20 protein-coding genes are annotated in these 19,911 nt (G+C 60.3%); 9 read left to right on the top strand and 11 right to left on the bottom strand.

Annotation, left to right across the window (positions count from 1 at the left end; genetic code table 11):
• Positions 1-133 precede the first annotated feature (133 nt).
• A complete protein-coding gene (gene alaC / locus EPZ47_RS06775) occupies positions 134-1,351 on the top strand; it encodes an alanine transaminase (RefSeq protein ID WP_135844082.1) in 1,218 nt (405 codons plus the stop codon).
• A 119-nt stretch (positions 1,352-1,470) separates the two neighbouring features.
• On the opposite strand, the gene EPZ47_RS06770 is transcribed toward alaC, so the two are convergent.
• Entirely contained in the window at positions 1,471-2,823 is a 1,353-nt protein-coding gene (locus EPZ47_RS06770; protein WP_135844081.1) for a GntP family permease, read from the bottom strand.
• Between the two features lie 92 nt (positions 2,824-2,915).
• Positions 2,916-3,449, bottom strand: coding sequence for a gluconokinase (locus tag EPZ47_RS06765; protein WP_135844080.1), 534 nt, complete (start codon positions 3,447-3,449; stop codon positions 2,916-2,918).
• 215 nt (positions 3,450-3,664) lie between these two features.
• Here EPZ47_RS06765 and gntR point away from each other — a divergent pair, with 215 nt between their 5' ends.
• The 3 genes from gntR (at position 3,665) to EPZ47_RS06750 (ending at position 6,124) form a co-directional block, all read left to right on the top strand.
• Entirely contained in the window at positions 3,665-4,696 is a 1,032-nt protein-coding gene (gntR, locus tag EPZ47_RS06760; RefSeq protein WP_135844079.1) for an HTH-type transcriptional regulator GntR, read from the top strand.
• 159 nt (positions 4,697-4,855) lie between these two features.
• Positions 4,856-5,410: a hypothetical protein gene (locus tag EPZ47_RS06755; protein WP_135844078.1), complete on the top strand. Its 555-nt coding sequence runs from the start codon at positions 4,856-4,858 to the stop codon at positions 5,408-5,410.
• Positions 5,411-5,701: 291 nt separating this feature from the next.
• Positions 5,702-6,124 (top strand): GNAT family N-acetyltransferase, encoded by a 423-nt coding sequence (locus tag EPZ47_RS06750; protein WP_135844077.1) that lies wholly within the window; start codon positions 5,702-5,704, stop codon positions 6,122-6,124.
• Positions 6,125-6,249: 125 nt separating this feature from the next.
• On the opposite strand, the gene def is transcribed toward EPZ47_RS06750, so the two are convergent.
• The 3 genes from def to EPZ47_RS06735 form a co-directional block, all read right to left on the bottom strand.
• On the bottom strand, positions 6,250-6,789 hold the full coding sequence (def, locus tag EPZ47_RS06745; protein ID WP_135844076.1) for a peptide deformylase: 540 nt from the start codon (positions 6,787-6,789) through the stop codon (positions 6,250-6,252).
• Positions 6,786-7,736, bottom strand: coding sequence for a YihY/virulence factor BrkB family protein (locus EPZ47_RS06740; RefSeq protein WP_135844075.1), 951 nt, complete (start codon positions 7,734-7,736; stop codon positions 6,786-6,788). The genes def and EPZ47_RS06740 overlap by 4 nt, the downstream gene beginning before the upstream one ends.
• Before the next feature lie 174 nt (positions 7,737-7,910).
• Complete coding sequence (locus tag EPZ47_RS06735) at positions 7,911-8,102, bottom strand: CsbD family protein (protein WP_135844074.1); 192 nt, start codon at positions 8,100-8,102, stop codon at positions 7,911-7,913.
• 195 nt (positions 8,103-8,297) lie between these two features.
• Here EPZ47_RS06735 and EPZ47_RS06730 point away from each other — a divergent pair, with 195 nt between their 5' ends.
• A complete protein-coding gene (locus tag EPZ47_RS06730; protein WP_030139341.1) occupies positions 8,298-8,675 on the top strand; it encodes a hypothetical protein in 378 nt (125 codons plus the stop codon).
• 99 nt (positions 8,676-8,774) lie between these two features.
• On the opposite strand, the gene fadD1 is transcribed toward EPZ47_RS06730, so the two are convergent.
• The gene (gene fadD1, locus EPZ47_RS06725; protein ID WP_135844073.1) at positions 8,775-10,466 is read right to left on the bottom strand and encodes a long-chain-fatty-acid--CoA ligase FadD1; all 1,692 of its coding nucleotides are present in this window, start codon (positions 10,464-10,466) and stop codon (positions 8,775-8,777) included.
• A 362-nt stretch (positions 10,467-10,828) separates the two neighbouring features.
• A complete protein-coding gene (gene fadD2, locus EPZ47_RS06720; RefSeq protein ID WP_135844072.1) occupies positions 10,829-12,517 on the bottom strand; it encodes a long-chain-fatty-acid--CoA ligase FadD2 in 1,689 nt (562 codons plus the stop codon).
• Positions 12,518-12,752: 235 nt separating this feature from the next.
• Between fadD2 and EPZ47_RS06715 the strand changes: the two genes are divergently transcribed.
• Entirely contained in the window at positions 12,753-13,697 is a 945-nt protein-coding gene (locus EPZ47_RS06715; protein WP_135844071.1) for an alpha/beta hydrolase, read from the top strand.
• Between the two features lie 41 nt (positions 13,698-13,738).
• A complete protein-coding gene (locus tag EPZ47_RS06710; protein ID WP_003198569.1) occupies positions 13,739-14,209 on the top strand; it encodes a MaoC family dehydratase in 471 nt (156 codons plus the stop codon).
• A 102-nt stretch (positions 14,210-14,311) separates the two neighbouring features.
• Here the strand turns inward: EPZ47_RS06710 and EPZ47_RS06705 are convergent, their stop codons facing one another.
• The 4 genes from EPZ47_RS06705 to EPZ47_RS06690 all read right to left on the bottom strand — a co-directional run bounded on the left by EPZ47_RS06705 (position 14,312) and on the right by EPZ47_RS06690 (position 18,064).
• Entirely contained in the window at positions 14,312-15,175 is an 864-nt protein-coding gene (locus tag EPZ47_RS06705; RefSeq protein ID WP_135844070.1) for an efflux RND transporter periplasmic adaptor subunit, read from the bottom strand.
• 9 nt (positions 15,176-15,184) lie between these two features.
• Complete coding sequence (locus tag EPZ47_RS06700) at positions 15,185-15,391, bottom strand: DUF1656 domain-containing protein (RefSeq protein ID WP_135844069.1); 207 nt, start codon at positions 15,389-15,391, stop codon at positions 15,185-15,187.
• A complete protein-coding gene (locus tag EPZ47_RS06695) occupies positions 15,378-17,378 on the bottom strand; it encodes an FUSC family protein (protein WP_135844068.1) in 2,001 nt (666 codons plus the stop codon). The genes EPZ47_RS06700 and EPZ47_RS06695 overlap by 14 nt, the downstream gene beginning before the upstream one ends.
• Positions 17,379-17,596: 218 nt before the next feature.
• Positions 17,597-18,064: a PA2169 family four-helix-bundle protein gene (locus EPZ47_RS06690; RefSeq protein WP_135844067.1), complete on the bottom strand. Its 468-nt coding sequence runs from the start codon at positions 18,062-18,064 to the stop codon at positions 17,597-17,599.
• 206 nt (positions 18,065-18,270) lie between these two features.
• On the opposite strand from EPZ47_RS06690, the gene EPZ47_RS06685 reads away from it, so the two are divergent.
• Both EPZ47_RS06685 and EPZ47_RS06680 read left to right on the top strand, forming a co-directional pair.
• Complete coding sequence (locus EPZ47_RS06685) at positions 18,271-18,507, top strand: DUF3820 family protein (protein WP_025212254.1); 237 nt, start codon at positions 18,271-18,273, stop codon at positions 18,505-18,507.
• A gap of 19 nt (positions 18,508-18,526) precedes the next feature.
• Entirely contained in the window at positions 18,527-19,714 is a 1,188-nt protein-coding gene (locus EPZ47_RS06680; protein ID WP_135844066.1) for an aminotransferase class V-fold PLP-dependent enzyme, read from the top strand.
• The last annotated feature ends 197 nt before the right edge of the window (positions 19,715-19,911 follow it).

Here is a 19,911-nt window from a genome sequence, read left to right as displayed (position 1 = left end):
ACAGTGTCGTCGAAAATAGTTCTGCGCCGCTACTGGACAATTTGCCATCGGCGCCTTTATCTTCCGCCACAGGCCACCGCAGTGGCCAACGTCGCTCGGACGGTTCCGGGCGCTCACGTATCTCGAGGCAACAATGGCCGAACAAGGTTCGCCGCGCCGCTTTGCGCGCATCGATCGACTCCCCCCGTATGTATTCAATATCACTGCCGAGCTGAAGATGGCTGCGCGTCGGCGCGGCGAAGACATCATCGACTTGAGCATGGGCAACCCCGACGGCGCCACGCCCCCGCACATCGTGGAAAAAATGGTCACCGTCGCCCAGCGTGAAGACACCCACGGCTATTCCACCTCCAAAGGCATCCCGCGCCTGCGCCGCGCCATTTCGCGCTGGTACAAGGACCGCTACGAAGTGGACATCGACCCGGAAACCGAGGCCATCGTCACCATCGGTTCCAAGGAAGGCCTGGCGCATCTGATGCTGGCGACCCTGGACCAGGGCGACACGGTGCTGGTGCCCAACCCCAGCTATCCGATCCACATCTACGGCGCGGTAATCGCCGGCGCCCAGGTACGTTCGGTACCGCTGGTGCCCGGTGTGGATTTCTTCGACGAACTGGAGCGGGCCATTCGCGGCTCGATCCCCAAGCCGAAAATGATGATCCTCGGTTTCCCGTCCAACCCGACCGCGCAGTGCGTGGAGCTGGATTTCTTCGAACGGGTCATCGCCCTCGCCAAGCAATACGACGTGCTGGTGATCCACGACCTGGCCTACGCCGACATCGTCTACGACGGCTGGAAAGCCCCGTCGATCATGCAGGTGCCCGGCGCGAAAGACATCGCAGTGGAATTCTTCACCCTGTCCAAAAGCTACAACATGGCCGGCTGGCGCATCGGCTTCATGGTGGGCAACCCGGAACTGGTCAACGCCCTGGCGCGGATCAAGAGCTACCACGACTACGGTACCTTTACCCCCTTGCAGGTGGCCGCCATCGCCGCCCTGGAAGGCGATCAACAATGCGTGCGCGACATCGCCGAGCAGTACCGCCAGCGCCGCAATGTGCTGGTCAAGGGGCTGCATGAACTGGGCTGGATGGTGGAAAACCCCAAGGCATCGATGTACGTCTGGGCCAAGATCCCCGAGGCCTATGCACACCTGGGCTCATTGGAATTCGCCAAGAAGCTGTTGGCCGAAGCCAAGGTCTGCGTCTCGCCAGGAGTGGGATTCGGGGAGTATGGGGATGATCACGTGCGCTTTGCGCTGATCGAAAACCAGGACCGGATCCGCCAGGCTGTCCGTGGGATCCGCGGGATGTTTCGGGCGGATGGGTTGATACACAAACCTGGCGCCTGACACCAAACCAATGTGGGAGCGGGCTTGCTCGCGAAGGCGATGTAACATTCAACATCTCTGTTGACTGATACTGCGCTTTCGCGAGCAAGCCCGCTCCCACAGTTGTTATGCGCTGTTAGTTAAACCACCAGCGACAGCAGCAGGATAAAGATCAACCCCACCACGGACAGGATGGTTTCCATCGCGGTCCAGGTCTTGAAGGTTTCAGCCACGGTCATGTTGAAGTACTGCTTGACCAGCCAGAAGCCCGCATCGTTGACGTGAGACAGGATCAACGAACCGGCACCGGTCGCCAGCACCAGCAACTCACGGTTCACACCCGGCATCATCCCCACCACCGGTACCACGATCCCGGCACCGGTAATGGTCGCCACCGTCGCCGAACCCGTGGCAATGCGGATCACCGCCGCCACCAGCCAGGCCAGCAGGATAGGGGAAATCTGCGCACTCACCGCCATGTGGCCGATCACGTCACCCACGCCGCTGGTCACCAGCATCTGCTTGAAGCCACCACCGGCACCGATGATCAAGATGATCGCGGCGGTCGGCGCAAGGCTCGCATCCAGCCATTTGAGCATCTGGCTGGAACCAATGCCCTGCTTGTAGCCGAAGGTGTACAGCGACAGCAACAACGCCAGCAACAGCGCCGAGATCGGGTGGCCGATCATGTCCATCCAGGCACGGAAGATGTTGCCGTCCGGCAGCGCCACGTCGGCGAAGGTCTTGAGCAGCATCAGGAACACCGGCGACAGCACGGTGATCAGGGTGATGCTGAAGCTTGGCAGCTCGGCCGCGTTCGTCTCACGCGCCAGTTGGTCCACCAGCTCCTGATTCGGATGGCCGGGGATATGCTTGGCAATGAACGTACCGAAGATCGGCCCGGCAATAATGGCCGTTGGCAGCGCCACGATCAGGCCGTAGAGAATGGTCTTACCGATGTCGGCACCGAACACGCCAATCGCCAGCAGCGGTCCCGGGTGCGGTGGCACCAGGCCGTGGACCGCGGAAAGACCGGCCAGCAACGGGATACCGATCTTGATGATCGACACGCCGGTGCGGCGCGCGACGATGAACACCAGCGGGATCAGCAGCACGAAGCCAATTTCGAAGAACAGCGGGATGCCCACCAGAAACGCAGCGAACATCATGGCCCACTGCACCTTATCCTTGCCGAAGGCGCGGATCAGGGTCTGGGCGATCTGATCGGCCCCGCCCGACTCGGCCATCATTTTGCCGAGCATCGTGCCCAGCGCCAGGATGATGCCGACAAAGCCCAACACCCCACCGAAGCCGTCCTGGAACGCCTTGATGATGGTGCCGGTCGGCATGCCCGACGTCAGGCCGAGGAAAGCGGCGGCGATGGTCAGTGCAATGAACGGGTGGAACTTGAACTTGGTGATGAGGATGATAAGTCCGATCACCGTGACCACTGCATCGAGCAGCAGGAACGTCTCGTGGGACATGCCAAACATGGGGGGTGTCTCCTGATTTGTTGTTGTTATTGAAGCAGTTATTTGTAAGCCGTCGGGACAGCGCTATCTTTCTGACGCAAATTTTTTGAAACTCAGCTGGCCAGCTTCAAACCGTGGTCCAGCCACCAGACGTAAGCCTGGTGAGCCAGTTCATCAACGCTGTGGCTGGACGCGTCCAGAGCCAGGGTCAGGGGCTCGCCGACAGGGGATTGAAGGGTGGCAAACTGGCTGTCGATCAACGTCGACGGCATGAAATGGCCGGGACGATGAGACACACGGTCGGCGGCCACTTCGGGGGTCAATTCAAGAAATACAAAGCCCAGGCCCGGCAAGGCACTGCGCAGACGTTCGCGATAACTGTGCTTGAGGGCCGAGCAGGTCAGCACCGGCCGCTCGCCCAAGGCATCGACGCGGCGCAACTCGTCGCACAGGCTGTCGAGCCAGCCGGCACGGTCGTCGTCGTTCAAGGGGATACCGGCGCTCATCTTCTGGATGTTGGCCGCAGGGTGGAAAGTGTCGCCTTCGATGGCGGTGGCGCCGCTCAACTGGCACAGGGCCTGGCTGACGCACGTTTTGCCGCAACCGGCAACGCCCATGATGACCAGGGCGGTGATGGGATTATTCATGTAACACCTCAGCGCGCAGACAGCGCTACCTTTGCCAGTTATGACACCGCAGCAAAAGCAGAAGTTGCCGACGCCTTCTTGTCATTTTTGTGGTTGCAGCATGTTCGTTCACGACGTCAACGGACGGGGCTCAGGCAAACCCCACTCACGCATTTGCAGACGCGTCGAGACAGCGCTACCTTAGTGCCTTGATTTTTGTTTGGCAAGCCGCCCTGATGACCGCCCCTAAAAACGATAAGAATACCCGCACCACCGGTCGCCCTACGCTCAACGAAGTCGCACGCCTGGCCGGTGTCAGTCCCATCACCGCCTCCCGTGCCCTGCGCGGCGTCAGCACCGTCGCCACCGAACTGGTGGAAAAAGTCCGCCAGGCCGCCGTAGAGCTTAACTACGTCGTCAACCCCGCCGCCCGCGCCCTGGCTTCGGCCCAGAGCCATTCGGTGGTGGTGCTGGTGCCGTCGTTGTCCAACCTGTTGTTCATCGACACCCTGGAAGCCATTCATCGGGTGCTGCGCCCCAAGGGCTTCGAAGTGGTGATCGGTAACTACCACTACTCCCGCGACGAAGAAGAAGACCTGCTGCGCAACTACATGGCCTATCAGCCGCGTGGTTTGTTGCTGACCGGTTTCGACCGCACCGAAAGCGCCCGACGCATGATCGAGGCCAGCAACATTCCCTGCGTATACATGATGGAGCTGGATCCCGGCGCCGGCCTCAATTGCGTCGGTTTTTCCCAGCTCAAGGCCGGCGAAACGGCGGCCGAGCACTTGATTTCCAAGGGGCGCAAGCGCCTGGCCTACATCGGCGCGCAACTGGATCAGCGCACCCTGCTGCGCGGCGAAGGCTTTCGTCGCGCCCTGCAAGACGCCGGGCTGTACGATCCAGACCTGGAAGTGCTGACACCGCGTCCATCATCGGTGGGCCTGGGTGGCGAGTTGTTCCTGCAACTGCTGGCCAGTCACCCGGACGTCGATGCGATCTTCTTCGGCAACGATGACCTGGCCCACGGCGCCCTGCTCGAGGCGTTGCGCTGTGGCATCAAGATCCCCGAGCGCGTCTCGATCCTGGGCTTCAACGACCTGCCCGCCTCGGCCCACATGGTGCCGCGCCTGAGCAGCATCAGCACCCCTCGGGAAGCCATTGGTCGCCGCGCCGCCGAACAGATGCTGACGTTGATGGCGGGTAACCGCATTGCGCAGCCGGTGGTGGACCTGGGCTTTGAGCTCAAGGTTCGCGAAAGCACCTGAGCCGCCCCGCACTGGCGGTCGATCCATGCCGTCCGACGGCAAGGGTTGGCCGCCCGAATCTTTGCCCTCGTGCCCGCAGCCCTTGGAATCCGAGGTTCGTGCCGGCGGCATGGGAATTGCTCATGCCCATCGCTCAGCCATTACCTACAGGTATTCATCATGTTGGTCAGTGCCAAACAGCAAGCGATGATCTTGCCGCTCAAACGCCCCGGCGAGGACCCTACCGCCGAAGCCGTCAGCGGCCTGCAAAGTGCTGCATTGCAGGCGTTGCGCGATAACGTCCAGGCCCAGGCCAGCCAAGGCAGCGCCCACGTCCAGGACGCCTTCACCCGGCGAGCCACGCAACAGGTCAATGCGGCCGCTGCCATCAGCGACAATGTCGATGAGACTTTCGCCAAGACCCGTGTGCAATTGCAGGCCGTGGCTTCCTCAGCGTCCGAAGAGGCCAAGAAGATTGGCAGCACTGCACTGGCGGAGTTCAAGGACTACATGAGCAAGACGCCTGAAGAGCGCCTGCGCGACAGCATTCTTGAAGAGATGGGCATATCTGAAGAAGAGCTCGAGGCGATGCCGCCCGAGAAACAGATGGCCGTCAGCCAGGAAATTGCCCAGCGCATGCAGGACAAGTCGGCGATGGCCCAGGTGGAGAAGACCCAGGAAAACCGCACGAGCGACAAAGACCCGGCCACGGACATGTTCCTCGCCTCACTTTGAGCCCCCATGCATTGCAGCGGGTTTGAGCTGGGGTTACAGCCCCAACTCAAACCTGAGGCCAACCGAGGCGGTGCCGGCTCAATGACCGAACAGGTTCACCTTCTTGGTCTTTTTGTCGGCGCGTTTTTCATCGGCGGTCTTCGCCGGTTTTTTCTTTGCCGCTTTTTTTGAATCCATGCCTTTGGCCATGATACGTACTCCACTCATACGGGATGTGGAGTCAGGTATACACCTATCGCCGCCCTCGCGTTCTTTTATAATCGCCCTCCCCTTATCGCCCACGACCCTGCCATGTCCGAAATCCATTACACACAGCTCGAAGAGCCGCTGTGGCCGCTGATGAACAAGTTTTACCGCACCCACCAATCCTCGATGAAAGCGGTTCGGGAAGCTCAACTGTGGGTGGCACGGCGGGATGAAATCGTCGCGGCGCTGTGTCTGCGCCCGGTGACGGGCGGGCATTGGTTGACGGGGTTGCTGGTCGACCCGGCGTACCGTGCACAAGGGATTGCGGCGCGGTTGATCGCTGAAGCGGTGAAAGACGTGAATGAGCCGGTGTGGCTGTTCTGCCATCCGGATTTGCGCGATTTTTATGAACGGCGCGGGTTCAGCTTCGATCCCGAACTGCCGTATGCGATGGCTGAGCGTTTGAGCCGATATGCGCGCAGCAAGCCGATGATTGCGATGGGGTTGGAGCTAAATACCCTGTCCTGAAATGCCATACAGATCCAGTGTGAGAGCGAGCTTGCTCGCGAAGACGGTGGCACATTCAACATCAATGCAAGCTGCCCCACCGCTTTCGCGAGCAAGCCCGCTCCCACAGGGTTTGTGTCCGGCTATCAATCGTCTGCAGCCGGATCCAGATCCGGAAACATCACCTCGGTAAACCCGAACTTGCTGAAATCCGTGATCCGCGAAGGGTACAAGCGTCCGATCAGGTGATCGCATTCATGTTGCACCACCCGCGCATGGAAGCCTGAGGCCGCCCGCACCACCGGCTCGCCCTTCGGGTCAAACCCTTCGTAGCGAATATGCTGGTAGCGATCCACCGCCCCTCGCAAGCCCGGCACCGACAGACAGCCTTCGAAGCCCTCCTCCATCAGTGGGCCTAGCGGTGTAATCAACGGGTTGATCAGGATCGTCTGGGGCACGGCCTCGGCGTCGGGGTAGCGTTCGCTGTGCTCGAAGCCGAAGATCACCAATTGCAGGTCAACCCCGATCTGCGGCGCCGCCAGGCCAACGCCGCCAACGCTTTCCATGGTCTGGAACATGTCGTCGATCAGTTGCCACAACTCCGGGCTGTCGAACATTTCCGGCGGCACCGGCGCGGCGATGCGCAGCAGGCGTTCGTCGCCCATTTTCAGGATTTCACGAATCATGGTCGGGCTTCGTCAGTGTGGGTGTGAGGGATGGAATGGTCGCGCCCCAGGCCCGACACATGTTGCTTCTCGTGCTCGCCCGGGCTCTTTTCACCGGGGTTCTTGCCCTCGGCGGACATGTGCTCGATCACCGCATTCATTTCCGCGCCGAGCAACAGCACCGCCGCAGAAATATAGAAGTACAGCAACAGCACAATGATCGCGCCGATACTGCCATACATGGCGTTGTAGTTGGCGAAGGTCTTGACGTAAAACGCGAAGCCCAGGGACGCGATGATCCACACCACCACCGCCAGTACCGAGCCCGGCGTGATGAAGCGAAACTCCTGCTTGACGTCGGGCATCACGTAATAGATCAACGCCACGGCCACCATCAGCAAAAACACGATCACCGGCCAACGCACGATCGTCCAGAGCGTGACGATGAATTCCTCCAACCCGACCTGGGCTGCGATCCAGCCCATCACCTGCGGCCCGAGCACCATCAGCGCCGCGGCGGCCAGCAGCATGCCGGCAATGCCGACGGTGTAGAACACCGACAGCGGAAAGCGCTTCCAGGCCGGACGGCCTTCGACCACATCGTAGGCGGCGTTCATCGCGCTCATCATCAACCGCACACCGGCCGAAGCCGTCCACAACGCAATGACGATACCCACCGACAATAACCCTCCCTTGGATTGCTGGAGCTGGTCGATCACCGGGTTGACCTGTTCCAGGGCCTGGGGCGGCAGCACCAGTTCCGATTGCAGGCGCAGCCAGGAGAAGAAGTCCGGCAGGTGCAGGAAGCCAATCAGCGCGATCAGGAAGAGGATGAAGGGGAACAGCGAAAACAGCATCTGGTAAGCCAACGCCGAGGCGTAGGTCGACATCTCGTCATCGAGAAACTCGGTCACGGTGCGCATCATCACACGATGCAAGGGCAAGCCTTTCATGGCCGGGAACATCATGTGCGTCTCCTTTCGCCGCAAAAAAGGAAGGTCGTCTGGCGACTCACGGGTTGCTATCCAAGACAAAAGTAACCTGTTTGGCGACTTTGGAACAATTTCCCCGGTGCAAGTTCGAGCCGACATGAAAACGGCCACCCGCGGATGGCCGTTCCAATCGCTTTTTCAACAGGCCGGTTATGCCTCGTTAACGCCTTTCTTGACTGCATCCTTGGCCTTGCCCAAGGTTTGCTGGGCCTCACCTTTTTTCTCCTGGACCACGCCCTCGGCGCGCATGCGGTCATTGTCGGTGGCCTTGCCGACGCCTTGCTTGATGTTACCGACGGCTTCGTTGGCAACGCCCTTCACTTTATCGCTCGTGCTACCCATGATGTCTCTCCTGTGAACAACTGTACGAAAAGTCATTACATAAGGGTTGACCGAGGCCGTTTGCGGGGAGTTTCATTTTTTCAGCAGCGCATTTCATCGTCAGATGCAGGTTGCGCTTTATGTTTGCCGATCCACCCCCGAGAATGCCCCACGTATTCAGGCTGAGGCCTGAAGCTCCAATCCCGTAGGAACGTTATGAAACTCGATAAAAAGCAGGCTATCGCCCGCAGAAACCAGGAACTGGGCGGCGCCGTACTGGGCGTCAATAACTGCCACTTCAGCGAATTGAACCGCAACCGCAACATCTTCTGGTTCGATATCCCGGTAGCACGCCTGGCCATCGGTCAGTACGAATGGATTCATCTGTTGCTGCACACGCCGGCCACCGATGAGCTGTTGCACCTGAAAGTGCCCACGGTGTTCCTGCGCGAGAAAATGGAAGGCCTGGAAGTGCGCAACCAGGGCAAGCGCAAGGCAGCCCTGAGCCTGGAGCTGAGTGCTGATAAAGACTCGTACCTGCAGGACATGCGGCCCGGTGGCACCAATCTGGATTTTGCGCAGTTCCGGTTGTAGGCCTGAATTTTCTCCCTCGCCACAACAGCTACCTCGCCACAGAAATATGCCGCCTAATAAAAAGCCCCGCATTCGCGGGGCTTTTGTTTGCAACGTGGTTTACTTCTTCACACCCAGCTTCCTGAGTTCTTCGTCACGCAACTCGCGTCGCAGGATCTTGCCCACGTTGGTGGTCGGCAATGCGTCGCGGAACTCTACGGCCTTGGGCACTTTGTAGCCGGTGACGTTGGCACGCATGTGCTCCATCACCTGCTCCTTGGTCAAGGTGACACCCGGCCGGGCAACGATGAAGATCTTGATCGCCTCGCCGGATTTTTCGTCCGGTATGCCGATGGCCGCGCATTGCAGCACCCCTGGCAGGGTTGCCAACACGTCTTCCAGCTCGTTGGGGTACACGTTGAAACCGGAGATCAGGATCATGTCTTTCTTGCGATCGACGATGCGCATGTAGCCGTCCGGCTGGATCACCGCGATGTCGCCGGTCTTGAGCCAGCCTTCGCTGTCGAGGATCTCGTCGGTGGCGTCCTGGCGCTGCCAATAGCCCTTCATGACCTGCGGCCCTTTCACACACAGCTCACCGATTTCGCCCAACGGCTGTTCGACGCCCGCGTCATTGATCACCTTGCACAGCGTCGATGGCACTGGAATGCCGATGGTGCCGATCTGGATGTGCTGGATCGGGTTGACGGTGGCCACCGGGCTGGTCTCGGTCATGCCATAACCTTCGCAGATCGGGCAGCCGGTCACCGCTTTCCAGCGCTCAGCCGCTGCCAGTTGCAGGGCCATGCCGCCGGACAGGGTGACTTTCAGTGCCGAGAAATCCAGCTTGCGGAAGGCTTCGTTGTTGCACAGGGCCACGAACAGCGTATTGAGGCCGACAAAACCGCTGAACTTCCACTTCGACAGTTCCTTGACCATCGCCGAGAGATCACGCGGGTTGCTGATCAGGATGTTGTGGTTGCCGATCAGCATCATCGCCATGCAATGAAAGGTGAAGGCATAGATGTGATACAGCGGCAGCGGCGTGATCAGCACTTCGCAACCTTCATTGAGGTTGGAGCCCATCAGCGCCTTGCACTGCAGCATGTTCGCCACCAGGTTGCGGTGGGTGAGCATCGCGCCCTTGGCCACGCCGGTGGTGCCGCCGGTGTATTGCAACACGGCGACATCGTCGCTGGTGGGGTTGGCTTCGCTCACGGGCTGGCCATGGCCCTTGCTCAGCACATCGTTGAACTTGATGGCCTTGGGCAAGTGATAGGCCGGGACCATCTTCTTGACGTACTTGATCACGCTGTTGATCAACAGACGCTTGAGTGGCGGCAGCAGGTCGGCGACTTCGGTGACGATGACGTGCTTGACGCTCGTCTTGGGCACCACGGCCTCGGCCAGGTGCGCCATGTTCGCCAGGCACACCAGTGCCTTGGCGCCGGAGTCGTTGAACTGGTGTTCCATTTCCCGCGCGGTGTACAGCGGGTTGGTGTTGACCACGATGAGACCGGCGCGGATCGCCCCGAACACGGCCACCGGGTACTGGAGAACGTTGGGCAATTGCACGGCGATTCGATCGCCCGGCTGCAAATCGGTATGCTGTTGCAGATACGCGGCAAAGGCACCGGACAATTCGTACAGTTCACCGTAGGTGATTGTCTTGCCGAGGTTGCTGAATGCCGGCTTGTCGGCAAAGCGTTGGCAGGACTGCTTCAACACCGCCTGAATATTCGGATACTCATCTGGATTGATGTCGGCAGCAATCCCAGCTGGGTACTTATCCTTCCAAAAGTCTTCAATCATGGAAGCCCACTCCTCAGCAACGCGAATTCTCACCGCATTTGATGCGATTATTATTGGTGTGTGTTTATTGGTGAATCTGGCTTGAATCAAGGCCGAGAAGTCACAAAAGCGCGCCGAGAGTAGCAGCTTTGCCAAGGGCCGCCTAGAGCCAAAAACAGCCCCCACAGTCACAAACATGACTCAAGAATATTTAATGGTCACTTTTAGAGCAAAAAGACTATTCCTTACTGAATCCCTCTGAATACGCAAAAAACTGTGGGAGCGGGCTTGCTCGCGAAGGCGTCCTATCAGTCACAAAAATTTTGTCTGATCGGCCGCCTTCGCGAGCAAGCCCGCTCCCACATCAGGTTTTCGGTGGGCCATCAGGCGATATCGCGCAACTCCCGCCGCAGGATCTTGCCCACCGGGGTCATCGGCAGCGATTCTCGCAACACGATGTGCTTGGGTATCTTGTAGCCGGTGAAATTCTCCTTGCAGTAGGCCTTGAGCTCCTCAAGGCTAATGCCCGCCTCGCGCGCCACCACGAACAGTTTCACCGCCTCTCCCGAACGGTCGTCCGGCACGCCGATCACTGCGCAGTTGGCGACTTTCGGGTGGGCCATCACCACGTCTTCGATCTCGTTGGGGTACACGTTGAAACCCGAGACGATGATCATGTCTTTCTTGCGGTCGACGATGCGCACAAAACCGTCCGGGTCGATCACCGCGATATCCCCGGACTTGAACCAGCCCTCGCTGTCCAGGACTTCGGCCGTGGCTTCAGGCTTGTTCCAGTAGCCTTTCATGATCTGCGGGCCCTTGATGCAAAGCTCGCCGCGCTCGCCAAAGGGTTGCTCGACGCCGTCATCGCTGATCACTTTCATGAGCGTGCCCGGCACTGGTAACCCCACCGTGCCCAGCCGGGACTTGCCGCCGTAAGGGTTGGCGCAGGCCACCGGAGAGGTTTCGGTCAGGCCATAACCTTCGGTGATGCCACAACCGGTGATTTGCTCCCAGCGCTCGGCCGTGGCCTTGATCAGCGCGGTACCGCCGGAGTTGGTGACCTTGAGGTGCGAGAAATCCAGGGTCTTGAAATCCGGATGGTCCATCAACGCCACGAACAGCGTGTTGAGCCCCAGCAGCAACGAGAAACGCCAGTTCTTCAGCTCCTTGATGAAACCAGCGATGTCTCGCGGGTTGGTAATCAGCACGTTGTGGTTGCCGGTGACCATCATGCACATGCAGTTCGCCGTGAAGGCATAGATGTGGTACAGCGGCAGCGGCGCAATCATTACCTCCTGACCTTCGCGCAGCAAGGGCTGGCCGCCGTCGCCGAGCTGGCCCAGGCATGCCCGGGTCTGTTGCATGTTGGCCACCAGGTTGCCATGGGTGAGCATCGCGCCCTTCGCCAACCCGGTGGTGCCGCCGGTGTATTGCAGCACCGCAATGTCATCGAGGCTGACCTGCAGCGGCTTGATGCCATGGCCCCGCCCCAGACGCAAGGCGCTCTTGAAGGAGACAGCCTGGGGCAGTGAATAGTCCGGGACCATCTTCTTGACCTTACTGATCACCGTGTTCACCAGCCAACCCTTGGCGGTGGGCATCAGGTCGCCCATTTTGGCTTCGATCAGGTATTGCAGGTCGGTGTCGGGCAGCACTTCCTGGACTTTCTGTCCGAACAGGTTCATGTACACCAGCGCCCGGGCGCCGGAATCCTTGAACTGGTGGCGCATTTCCCGCGGGGTGTACAACGGGTTGGTGTTGACCACGATCAGCCCGGCACGCAAGGCACCGAATACGGCAATCGGATATTGCAGGACATTGGGCATCTGCACCGCGATGCGATCGCCAGGGACCAGGTCGGTGTGGGCTTGCAGGTAACCGGCGAAGGCCGCGCTGTAGCGCTCGATCTGGGCATACGTGAGAGTCACCCCCATGTTGCTGAACGCCGGACGATCGGCAAATTTCTTGCAGGAACGCTCGAACACCTCGATCACCGACTTATAAACCCCCAAGTCTATTTCCGAGGGCACGCCGGCCGGGCGTTTGTCATTCCAGAAATCAGGCTGCATTGTTTTTGTCCTCTTTACCTGAGCGTATCCGGGCCGCCTCTCTGTCGCGTGCAGAGGCGGAACTCTTGGGACACTAGCAGCTATGGCCAATCAGGCAAATATGGCGACCTGCGTCATAGATTGTGTGAATCTTCCTGCCCCGGCGTAGCCTGATCAGGCGAGACGCAACAGATGCGCTATACAATGCAGCAACATTGTGCACGCCTCAGTGATGCTCCCTGGTAAAGGAATCGCCATGATCCACCAAACGTTCATGCTGACCGCGACCGACCACAGCCGCCTGTTCGTCAACCAGTGGCTGCCCGAAAACGCGCCTGAAGCGGTGATCATGCTGGCCCATGGCATGGCCGAACACAGCGGCCGCTACGCGCGTTTGGCCCAGGCCCTGTGCGACAAAGGCTACGGTGTCTACGCCCCAGACTTGCGCGGCCATGGCAAAACCGGCGAAGAGGCGATTCTCGGTCACTTTGCAGACGAGGACGGCTGGGCCAAGGTGGTGGGTGACCTGGCCAGCCTCAACCATCACATCGGCCAGCAACACCCCGATACACCTGTTGTCCTGCTGGGCCACAGCATGGGCAGCTACATCGCCCAGGGTTACCTGCTGCACCACAGTGCCAGCCTGCACGGGGCGATTCTCAGTGGTTCCAATTTCCAGCCCGTGGCGCTCTATCGCAGCGCTCGCCTGATCGCCCGCTTCGAACGACGGCGCCAGGGTGCCACGGGGCGCAGCGCGTTGATCGAGTGGCTGTCATTTGGCAGTTTCAACAAGAAATTCAAGCCAACCCGTACCCCCTTCGACTGGCTCAGCCGCGACCCGGCCGAGGTCGATAAATACATCCACGACCCACTGTGCGGCTTTCGCTGCACCAATCAGCTGTGGGTCGATCTGCTCGGCGGCTTGCAGCAAATCAGCAAAGCGTCCAATCTCGCCCAGATCGATCCGGGCCTGCCGCTGCTGGTGATTGGCGGCGAATGTGATCCGGTGAGCGAAGGCAAGCGTCTGAAGGATCTGGCCGACGCCCTGCGCGAGGCCGGCAGCCGGTACCTGCAATTGAAGATTTACCCGCAGGCCCGGCACGAACTGTTCAATGAGACCAACCGCGACGAAGTGACGGCCGACGTGCTCGCCTGGATTGCCCAGGCCCTGAACCATAAGCGACCGCCACGCAGCGAGTAGATTTCCAGCGTTTTCCTTTACCCTCACAGGATTTGAGACAGATGACCCAGGTTACCAACACCCCTTACGAAGCCCTCGAAGTCGGCCAGACCGCCAGCTACAGCAAGACCGTCGAAGAGCGCGACATCCAGCTGTTCGCCGCGATGTCGGGCGACCACAACCCGGTGCACCTGGACGCCGAATTCGCGGCGGCGAGCATGTTCAAGGAGCGTATCGCCCATGGCATGTTCAGCGGTGCACTGATCAGCGCGGCGGTGGCCTGCGAGTTGCCTGGGCCGGGCACCATTTATATCGGCCAGCAGATGAGTTTCCAAAAACCGGTGAAAATTGGCGACACCCTGACCGTGCGCCTGGAAATCCTGGAGAAACTGCCGAAGTTTCGCGTGCGCATCGCCACGCGCGTGTTCAACCAGCGCGATGAGTTGGTGGTGGATGGCGAAGCCGAAATTCTCGCACCGCGCAAGCAACAGACCGTGACCTTGCCGACATTGCCGGCGATTACTGTCGGTTGATTACCACCGTCTAAAATGAGTGACCTGTGGCGAGCCACTGTGCGGGAGCAAGGCTTGCTCCCACAGAGCAGGCCTTCACCACAATGACTGGTGCGCGACGGACTATTGCTGGCCTTCGCGCACCTGCACACTCGCCGTCATCCCCGCACTCAAGTTCACCCCCTCCGGCACCTTGTCGAGCTTGATTCGCACCGGAATCCGCTGGGCCAGGCGCACCCAGTTAAAGGTCGGCTCGACCTCGGCCAGCAATTGCGCATCTGGGTTGGTGTTGCGGTCGGTGATACCACGGCTGATGCTCTCGACATGGCCCTCCAGCGCATGGCCGGCACTCATCAGCCAGACCTTGACCGGGTCGCCCACACGAATCCTCGGTAGCTTGGTTTCTTCGAAGTAGGCCTGCACATAAAACGTCGAATCGTCGATCAGCGCCATGACCGGCTGCCCGGCGTTCACGTAGTTGCCTTCGGCCAGGCGCAGGTTGGTGATGTGGCCGCTGCGCGGGGCAAGGACCTGGCTGCGGGCCAGGTTGAGTTCGGCGACCTTGGCCTCGGCCTGGGCTTCGCGCAGTTCGCCCCGGGCGATGCCGGCGTTGATCTGGGCGTTTTCCCGCAGCTCGGCACTGATGGCCTGGGGCCCCAGGGCGGCGCGGCGACTGGCTTCGTGTTCGCGCAAGCTCAATTGCTGCTGACGGGTCTGGACCACGGCCCGGGCTTTCTCCACCGCGGCCTCGAAACGCTCACGGTCGATGCTCAGCAATACATCACCGGCCTTGACCTGTTGGTTATCCACCGCCTTGAGTTCACGCACCCAACCCGACACGTCGGGGGCGATCACCACCACGTCGGCGCGGATCCGCGCATCGCGGGTCCAGGGCGTGAGCATGTAGTACTGCCACAAATGAAACCCGGCGAAAATCGCCACAGCTACCACGCCCAGCGTGATAGCGACACGTACGGAGGTACGCATGTTCAACTCCTATAGCGGCCCGAGGACCACGGTAATAACAGTCAGGACACAGACATACAGGGCACAGTCGAACAAGCTTTCATGCCAGATCCAGCGCCCGGCCGGCACCAGGCTGAGCAACAGGCGCAGCGCACCGGTCACCAACAAGGCCAGCACCACATAAATCAGGAACGGGCTGAGCAACACCCCGCCAATCGACCACTCACGCAAGCCCATGGCTGTGCTCCTGTCGTTCCGGTTCGTGCTGGCGGCACCAGGCGCGCCAGCTGTTCTGCAATTGCACCACCGCGCCCTGGGCCAGCTTCAACGCATCACCGGGCGGCTGTGTCGACAACACCTTGAGGAACTCGGCACTCGCTGGCGCCAGGGCCTCGGCCTGGTCACCGGCCGGACCACGCTCGAGCACCTGCTCCAACGCATCGAAATAACCGCGCTGGGCCAGGTTATCGGGCACTTGGGCGACGGCCAGGCTCAGGCGCAAGTGCAGCAGCTCATCCCCCATGTCCAGGCCAAGCAGACCATCATCCCAACGGCTGCGCACCCGCACCGGCAGCTCGGGGTAATGCCGCGCCAGTTGCAACAGCCGGTCGGCCATCCGCCCGCCGAACCAACTCTCGGCGCCACGCAGGCTGCGGTGGGTCAGGCGCACCAGGTCGTCGAGAGTCGCCGCCAGCAAGCGCTGGCTGTGCCAGGCCGGGTTGCGCAAGATCAGCAGATTGAACGCCAGCACCGCAGCGCCTACGCCGATCATCATCGCCTGGGCGTTGTTGAAGAACGCCGCAACGTCATACTTCATCGCATTGAGCGGCGATATCAGCACCACAAAATGCAGGCAGAACGACGTGGCCGTGGCGAAGATCTGCGGCTTGGCCATGCCCAGTGCCCCGAAAAACAACGGCACGCCCATGGCCATGCAGAGCATCGCGAAACTGCTCCACTGCGGCAGCACGATCTGACCGATCACAAACGCCGTTGGCACCGCCAAGAAGATGCCCCGCAGGAAGCTCATGCCAATCTGCGCGCCGTTTTCACGACTGGCGAACAGGCTGCACACCACGCAGGTGAGCATCAGCGCACCCGAGGCGGCGGGCCAGGCGGTCGCCAGCCAGAAACAGGCAACCGCCAGGAATGCCAAGGCGCTCCGGGCACCGAAGACCATGGCCAGGGCCAGATCACGATGAGGCGCCAGGGTTCGGGGAGGGTCCGCCGCCTCTCTGCCCTCTTCCACGGCGGTCAGCGCGGTGCAGGCGGCCAGGGCGGTATCGAGCAACAAGGCGAAACGGGCCAGGCAATAACTTTGCGCCGAGCTGATGCGGGGGTCGTGAGACGCATCCCATACCCGCGGGCGCAGGGCTTGCAAGGTCGCACTGTCGGCGTCGAGGGCTTGTTGCACCTCGCTCATCCACGGCTGGAGCGCCTCGGCCTCTTCGGGGTCGAGCTGTATCCACTGCCGACGCACCGAGCGGGAAAGGCGCAGCAGCATCAGCAATTTCTGGCTCAAGCCGCTGATGGCCCGGGCCCGCTGCCGGCCAAGGCTGCCTTCGAACCAGGCATGTTCGCGCTGGGCATCCACCGCGACGATCTTGCCAAGGATTTCCAGCAACCCTTTACGGGCCTGGGCATCGCCGGCCAGGGTGGCACGGGCGGCCTGCATACCGCTCTGCCAGGCGGCACGGGCCTGACCGGACAATTGCCGTTCGACCCGCAATGGCCAGAGCAAGGCGCTGGCGGCCGTGGCACAGACAATCCCCAGGCTGATCTCAGTGCAGCGCGCCACGGCCTGATCGAACACCCCCAGCGGATGTGAAATGGCCGGCAACGCGATGATCGCCACCGTGTACCCAGCCAGCACGAAGGAGTAGGACCAGGCGCTGCGCAACAGCGTGGAACAGGCCGTGCACAGGCCCAGCCACAGCGCCAATGTCAGCAGGAACAACCAGGGCGCCTGGGCGAACAGGCCCATGAACAGCACCGACATGACCGTGCCCACCAACGTACCGACCAGCCGGGCCAACCCCTTCTGCACCACCATCCCGGACAGCGGCTGGGCCACGATGAACGCCGTCATCAGCGCCCATGACGGCTGCTCCAGCCCCCAGCGCAACGCCAACCACAGCGCCAGCCCGCCACCGAGGACGGTTTTGATGGCGAACTGCACGGCAAGGCGGTCGGGGGCGAACAAGGCCTGGAAGGTAATGGGCACGCGAGAAACTCTTATGGGAGACGCAGTAACGATAGATGCAATGAAAGGGGATGGACGGATGCAATTATTAGCTAGCTACCTAACTGAGTCCAGAGCTGTTTAGCGGTAAATGAGCTTGAGCCTTTGTGGCGAGGGAGCAAGCTCCTCGCCCCGGGCAAATCATCGCCACAAAAAAACGCCAGGCAAGCTGGCGTTTTTTTTGGATCAGGACGCGTTATTTAGCCGGCCTTGCGCGCCTGGTTACGCAGTGCCTTGACCTGGTCATGGTTGCGTTGCACGCCATGGTACTGGCGTTCAACCAGGTCACGAATGCCCACCAGGTTGTGCTTGTTGATCTTCTCGAGGGCTTGCTCGTAAGCCTTTTTGGCATGGTCTTCACCGCGCTCGGCTTCGTTGAGCACCGCTTCTTCGCCCTTGCCGGTGAACATGGCTTTCACGTCCACCCAACGGCGGTGCATGTCACCGGCTACGCTGGTAGAGGTTTCCGGATCACCGCCCAACGCGCGAACGGCCGCTTGCAGTTCAGCCGCGGCAGCGGCGCAATCGGCGGCGCGCTGGACGAACAGAGTCTTGAGCTCAGGGTGCTTGACGTCTTCAGCGCAAGTCTTGAAACCTTCCTGGCCATCTTTGCTGGTCTCGATCAGGTCGTTCAGGACGGAGATGGATTCTTTATTGATGTCGGTCATTTTTCAATTCCTTTGCTGGGTGAATAAAACATCTACAAGGAATATTGCATCGGCCGTGCCAGCCCCGAACCAAAAATAAAATCGTTAATAATCAAATAGTTATATAAACAGCAAAAAACTGTATCCGCGTTATTTGCATGATCTGTCATTTGGCCTGCATGCAGAATGCCTGTATTTTCCAAGCTGTTTGAATCAAGACGATTGCCATGAACCCGGAAAAGCTCGAACTGCTGGTCACGCGCCAGATGCCCTTTGGTAAATACAAAGGTCGAATCCTCGCCGACCTGCCCGGCCAGTACCTGAACTGGTTCGCCCGCGAAGGCTTTCCCCACGGAGAACTGGGTGGTTTGCTGGCGTTGATGCAGGAAATCGACCACAACGGTCTGTCGGATCTGCTCGACCCATTGCGCGCCAAACACGGCAAACCCAAGCCTCGCCACTAACTGATCGAGCCTTCCACCCATGCCCGAAAATACCCTGCGCGCCCATGATGAAGCTTTCTGGCAGACCTACATCGGTCGCTATGAGATCGATAGCGAGGGTCCGCTCAATCTGGAAAACGGCTACTTCGGGCGCATGTCGCGAACCGTGGTCGAGGAATACCAGCGCAATATCGCTTTCATCAATCGCAGCAATTCGGTGTACGTACGCCAGCATTTCGACCTGGAGCACGGCGACGCAATTCGCCGCCAGGTGGCGCAGTTGATCCAGGTACCTCCCGAAGCCGTGGCGATGGCCACCAGCGCGGTGGACGCCCTGCAATCGTTGATTCGCAACTACAACAAGCTCAAACCGGGCGATCAGGTGCTGATCTGTGACCTGGAATACGCGTCGGTCAAAAGCGCGATACGCTGGCTGGCCCGACAGCGTGGTGCAGAGGTGATCGAACTGGTCCACTCGCACCCCGCCAGCCTTGAAAGCCTGGTGGGCACCTACCGCAACGCGTTCATTCGCCACCCTCGCGTGAAGCTGATGGCGCTGACCTACGTCAACCACCTCACCGGGCTGGTGATGCCGGTCCAGGCCATTGCCGAGACCGCTGGTGAGTTTGACGTCGATATCATTCTCGACGGCGCCCACGCCCTGGGCCAGATCGACTTCGACCTGAAGAAACTCGGCATCCACTTCGCTGGCTTCAACCTGCAGAAATGGATCGGCGGGCCTCTGGCCCTGGGGTTCCTGTACATAGATCCGCAGCGGCTGGCCGACATCGACCCGGACATGGACGAAGGGCATTATCCCGCCACCGATATCCGCTCGCGCACGCCCCACAGCACACCCAACATCCCGGCCTTGCTGACCCTGCCGCTGGTGTTCGAGGAACACCAGGCCCTGGGCGGCGCTTCGGCCAAGGGTGCGCGGCTCAATTATCTGCGGGATATGTGGGTCAGCGCCGTGCGTGATGTGCCGGGTATCGAAGTCATGACCCCGGACGATCCGAGCCTGTATTGCGGCATCACCTCGATGCGCTTCACCGCCCATACGGACCAGCAGGCGATGGCCGATCGATTGCTCGATGACTATGATATTTTCACTGTGGTGCGCCACACGAGTGTTGGGCCCTGCATTCGAATTACACCAGGGTTGATTACGTTGGCGAGTGATATTAAGCGGTTGATCCGAGCGCTGATTGAGCTGAGCCATACATAACGAGGTGCGCTGGACTCTGTAGGCGCTGGCGGAGCCTGCGATCTTTTGATCTTTCACTGAGGATTCAAATATCCGGGGAACGATCGCAGCCTCGCTTCGCTCGACAGCTCCTACAAGGCCCAGCGGAGGTAAGCTCCCTCGCCACAAGGGCTAAAAACCCGGGGCAAAAAAAAACGGCGCGCCGACCAAGCGCACCG

The organism is Pseudomonas viciae, from assembly GCF_004786035.1.
GTDB lineage: Bacteria > Pseudomonadota > Gammaproteobacteria > Pseudomonadales > Pseudomonadaceae > Aquipseudomonas > Aquipseudomonas viciae.
This window is presented reverse-complemented; position numbering and strand designations above follow the sequence as displayed.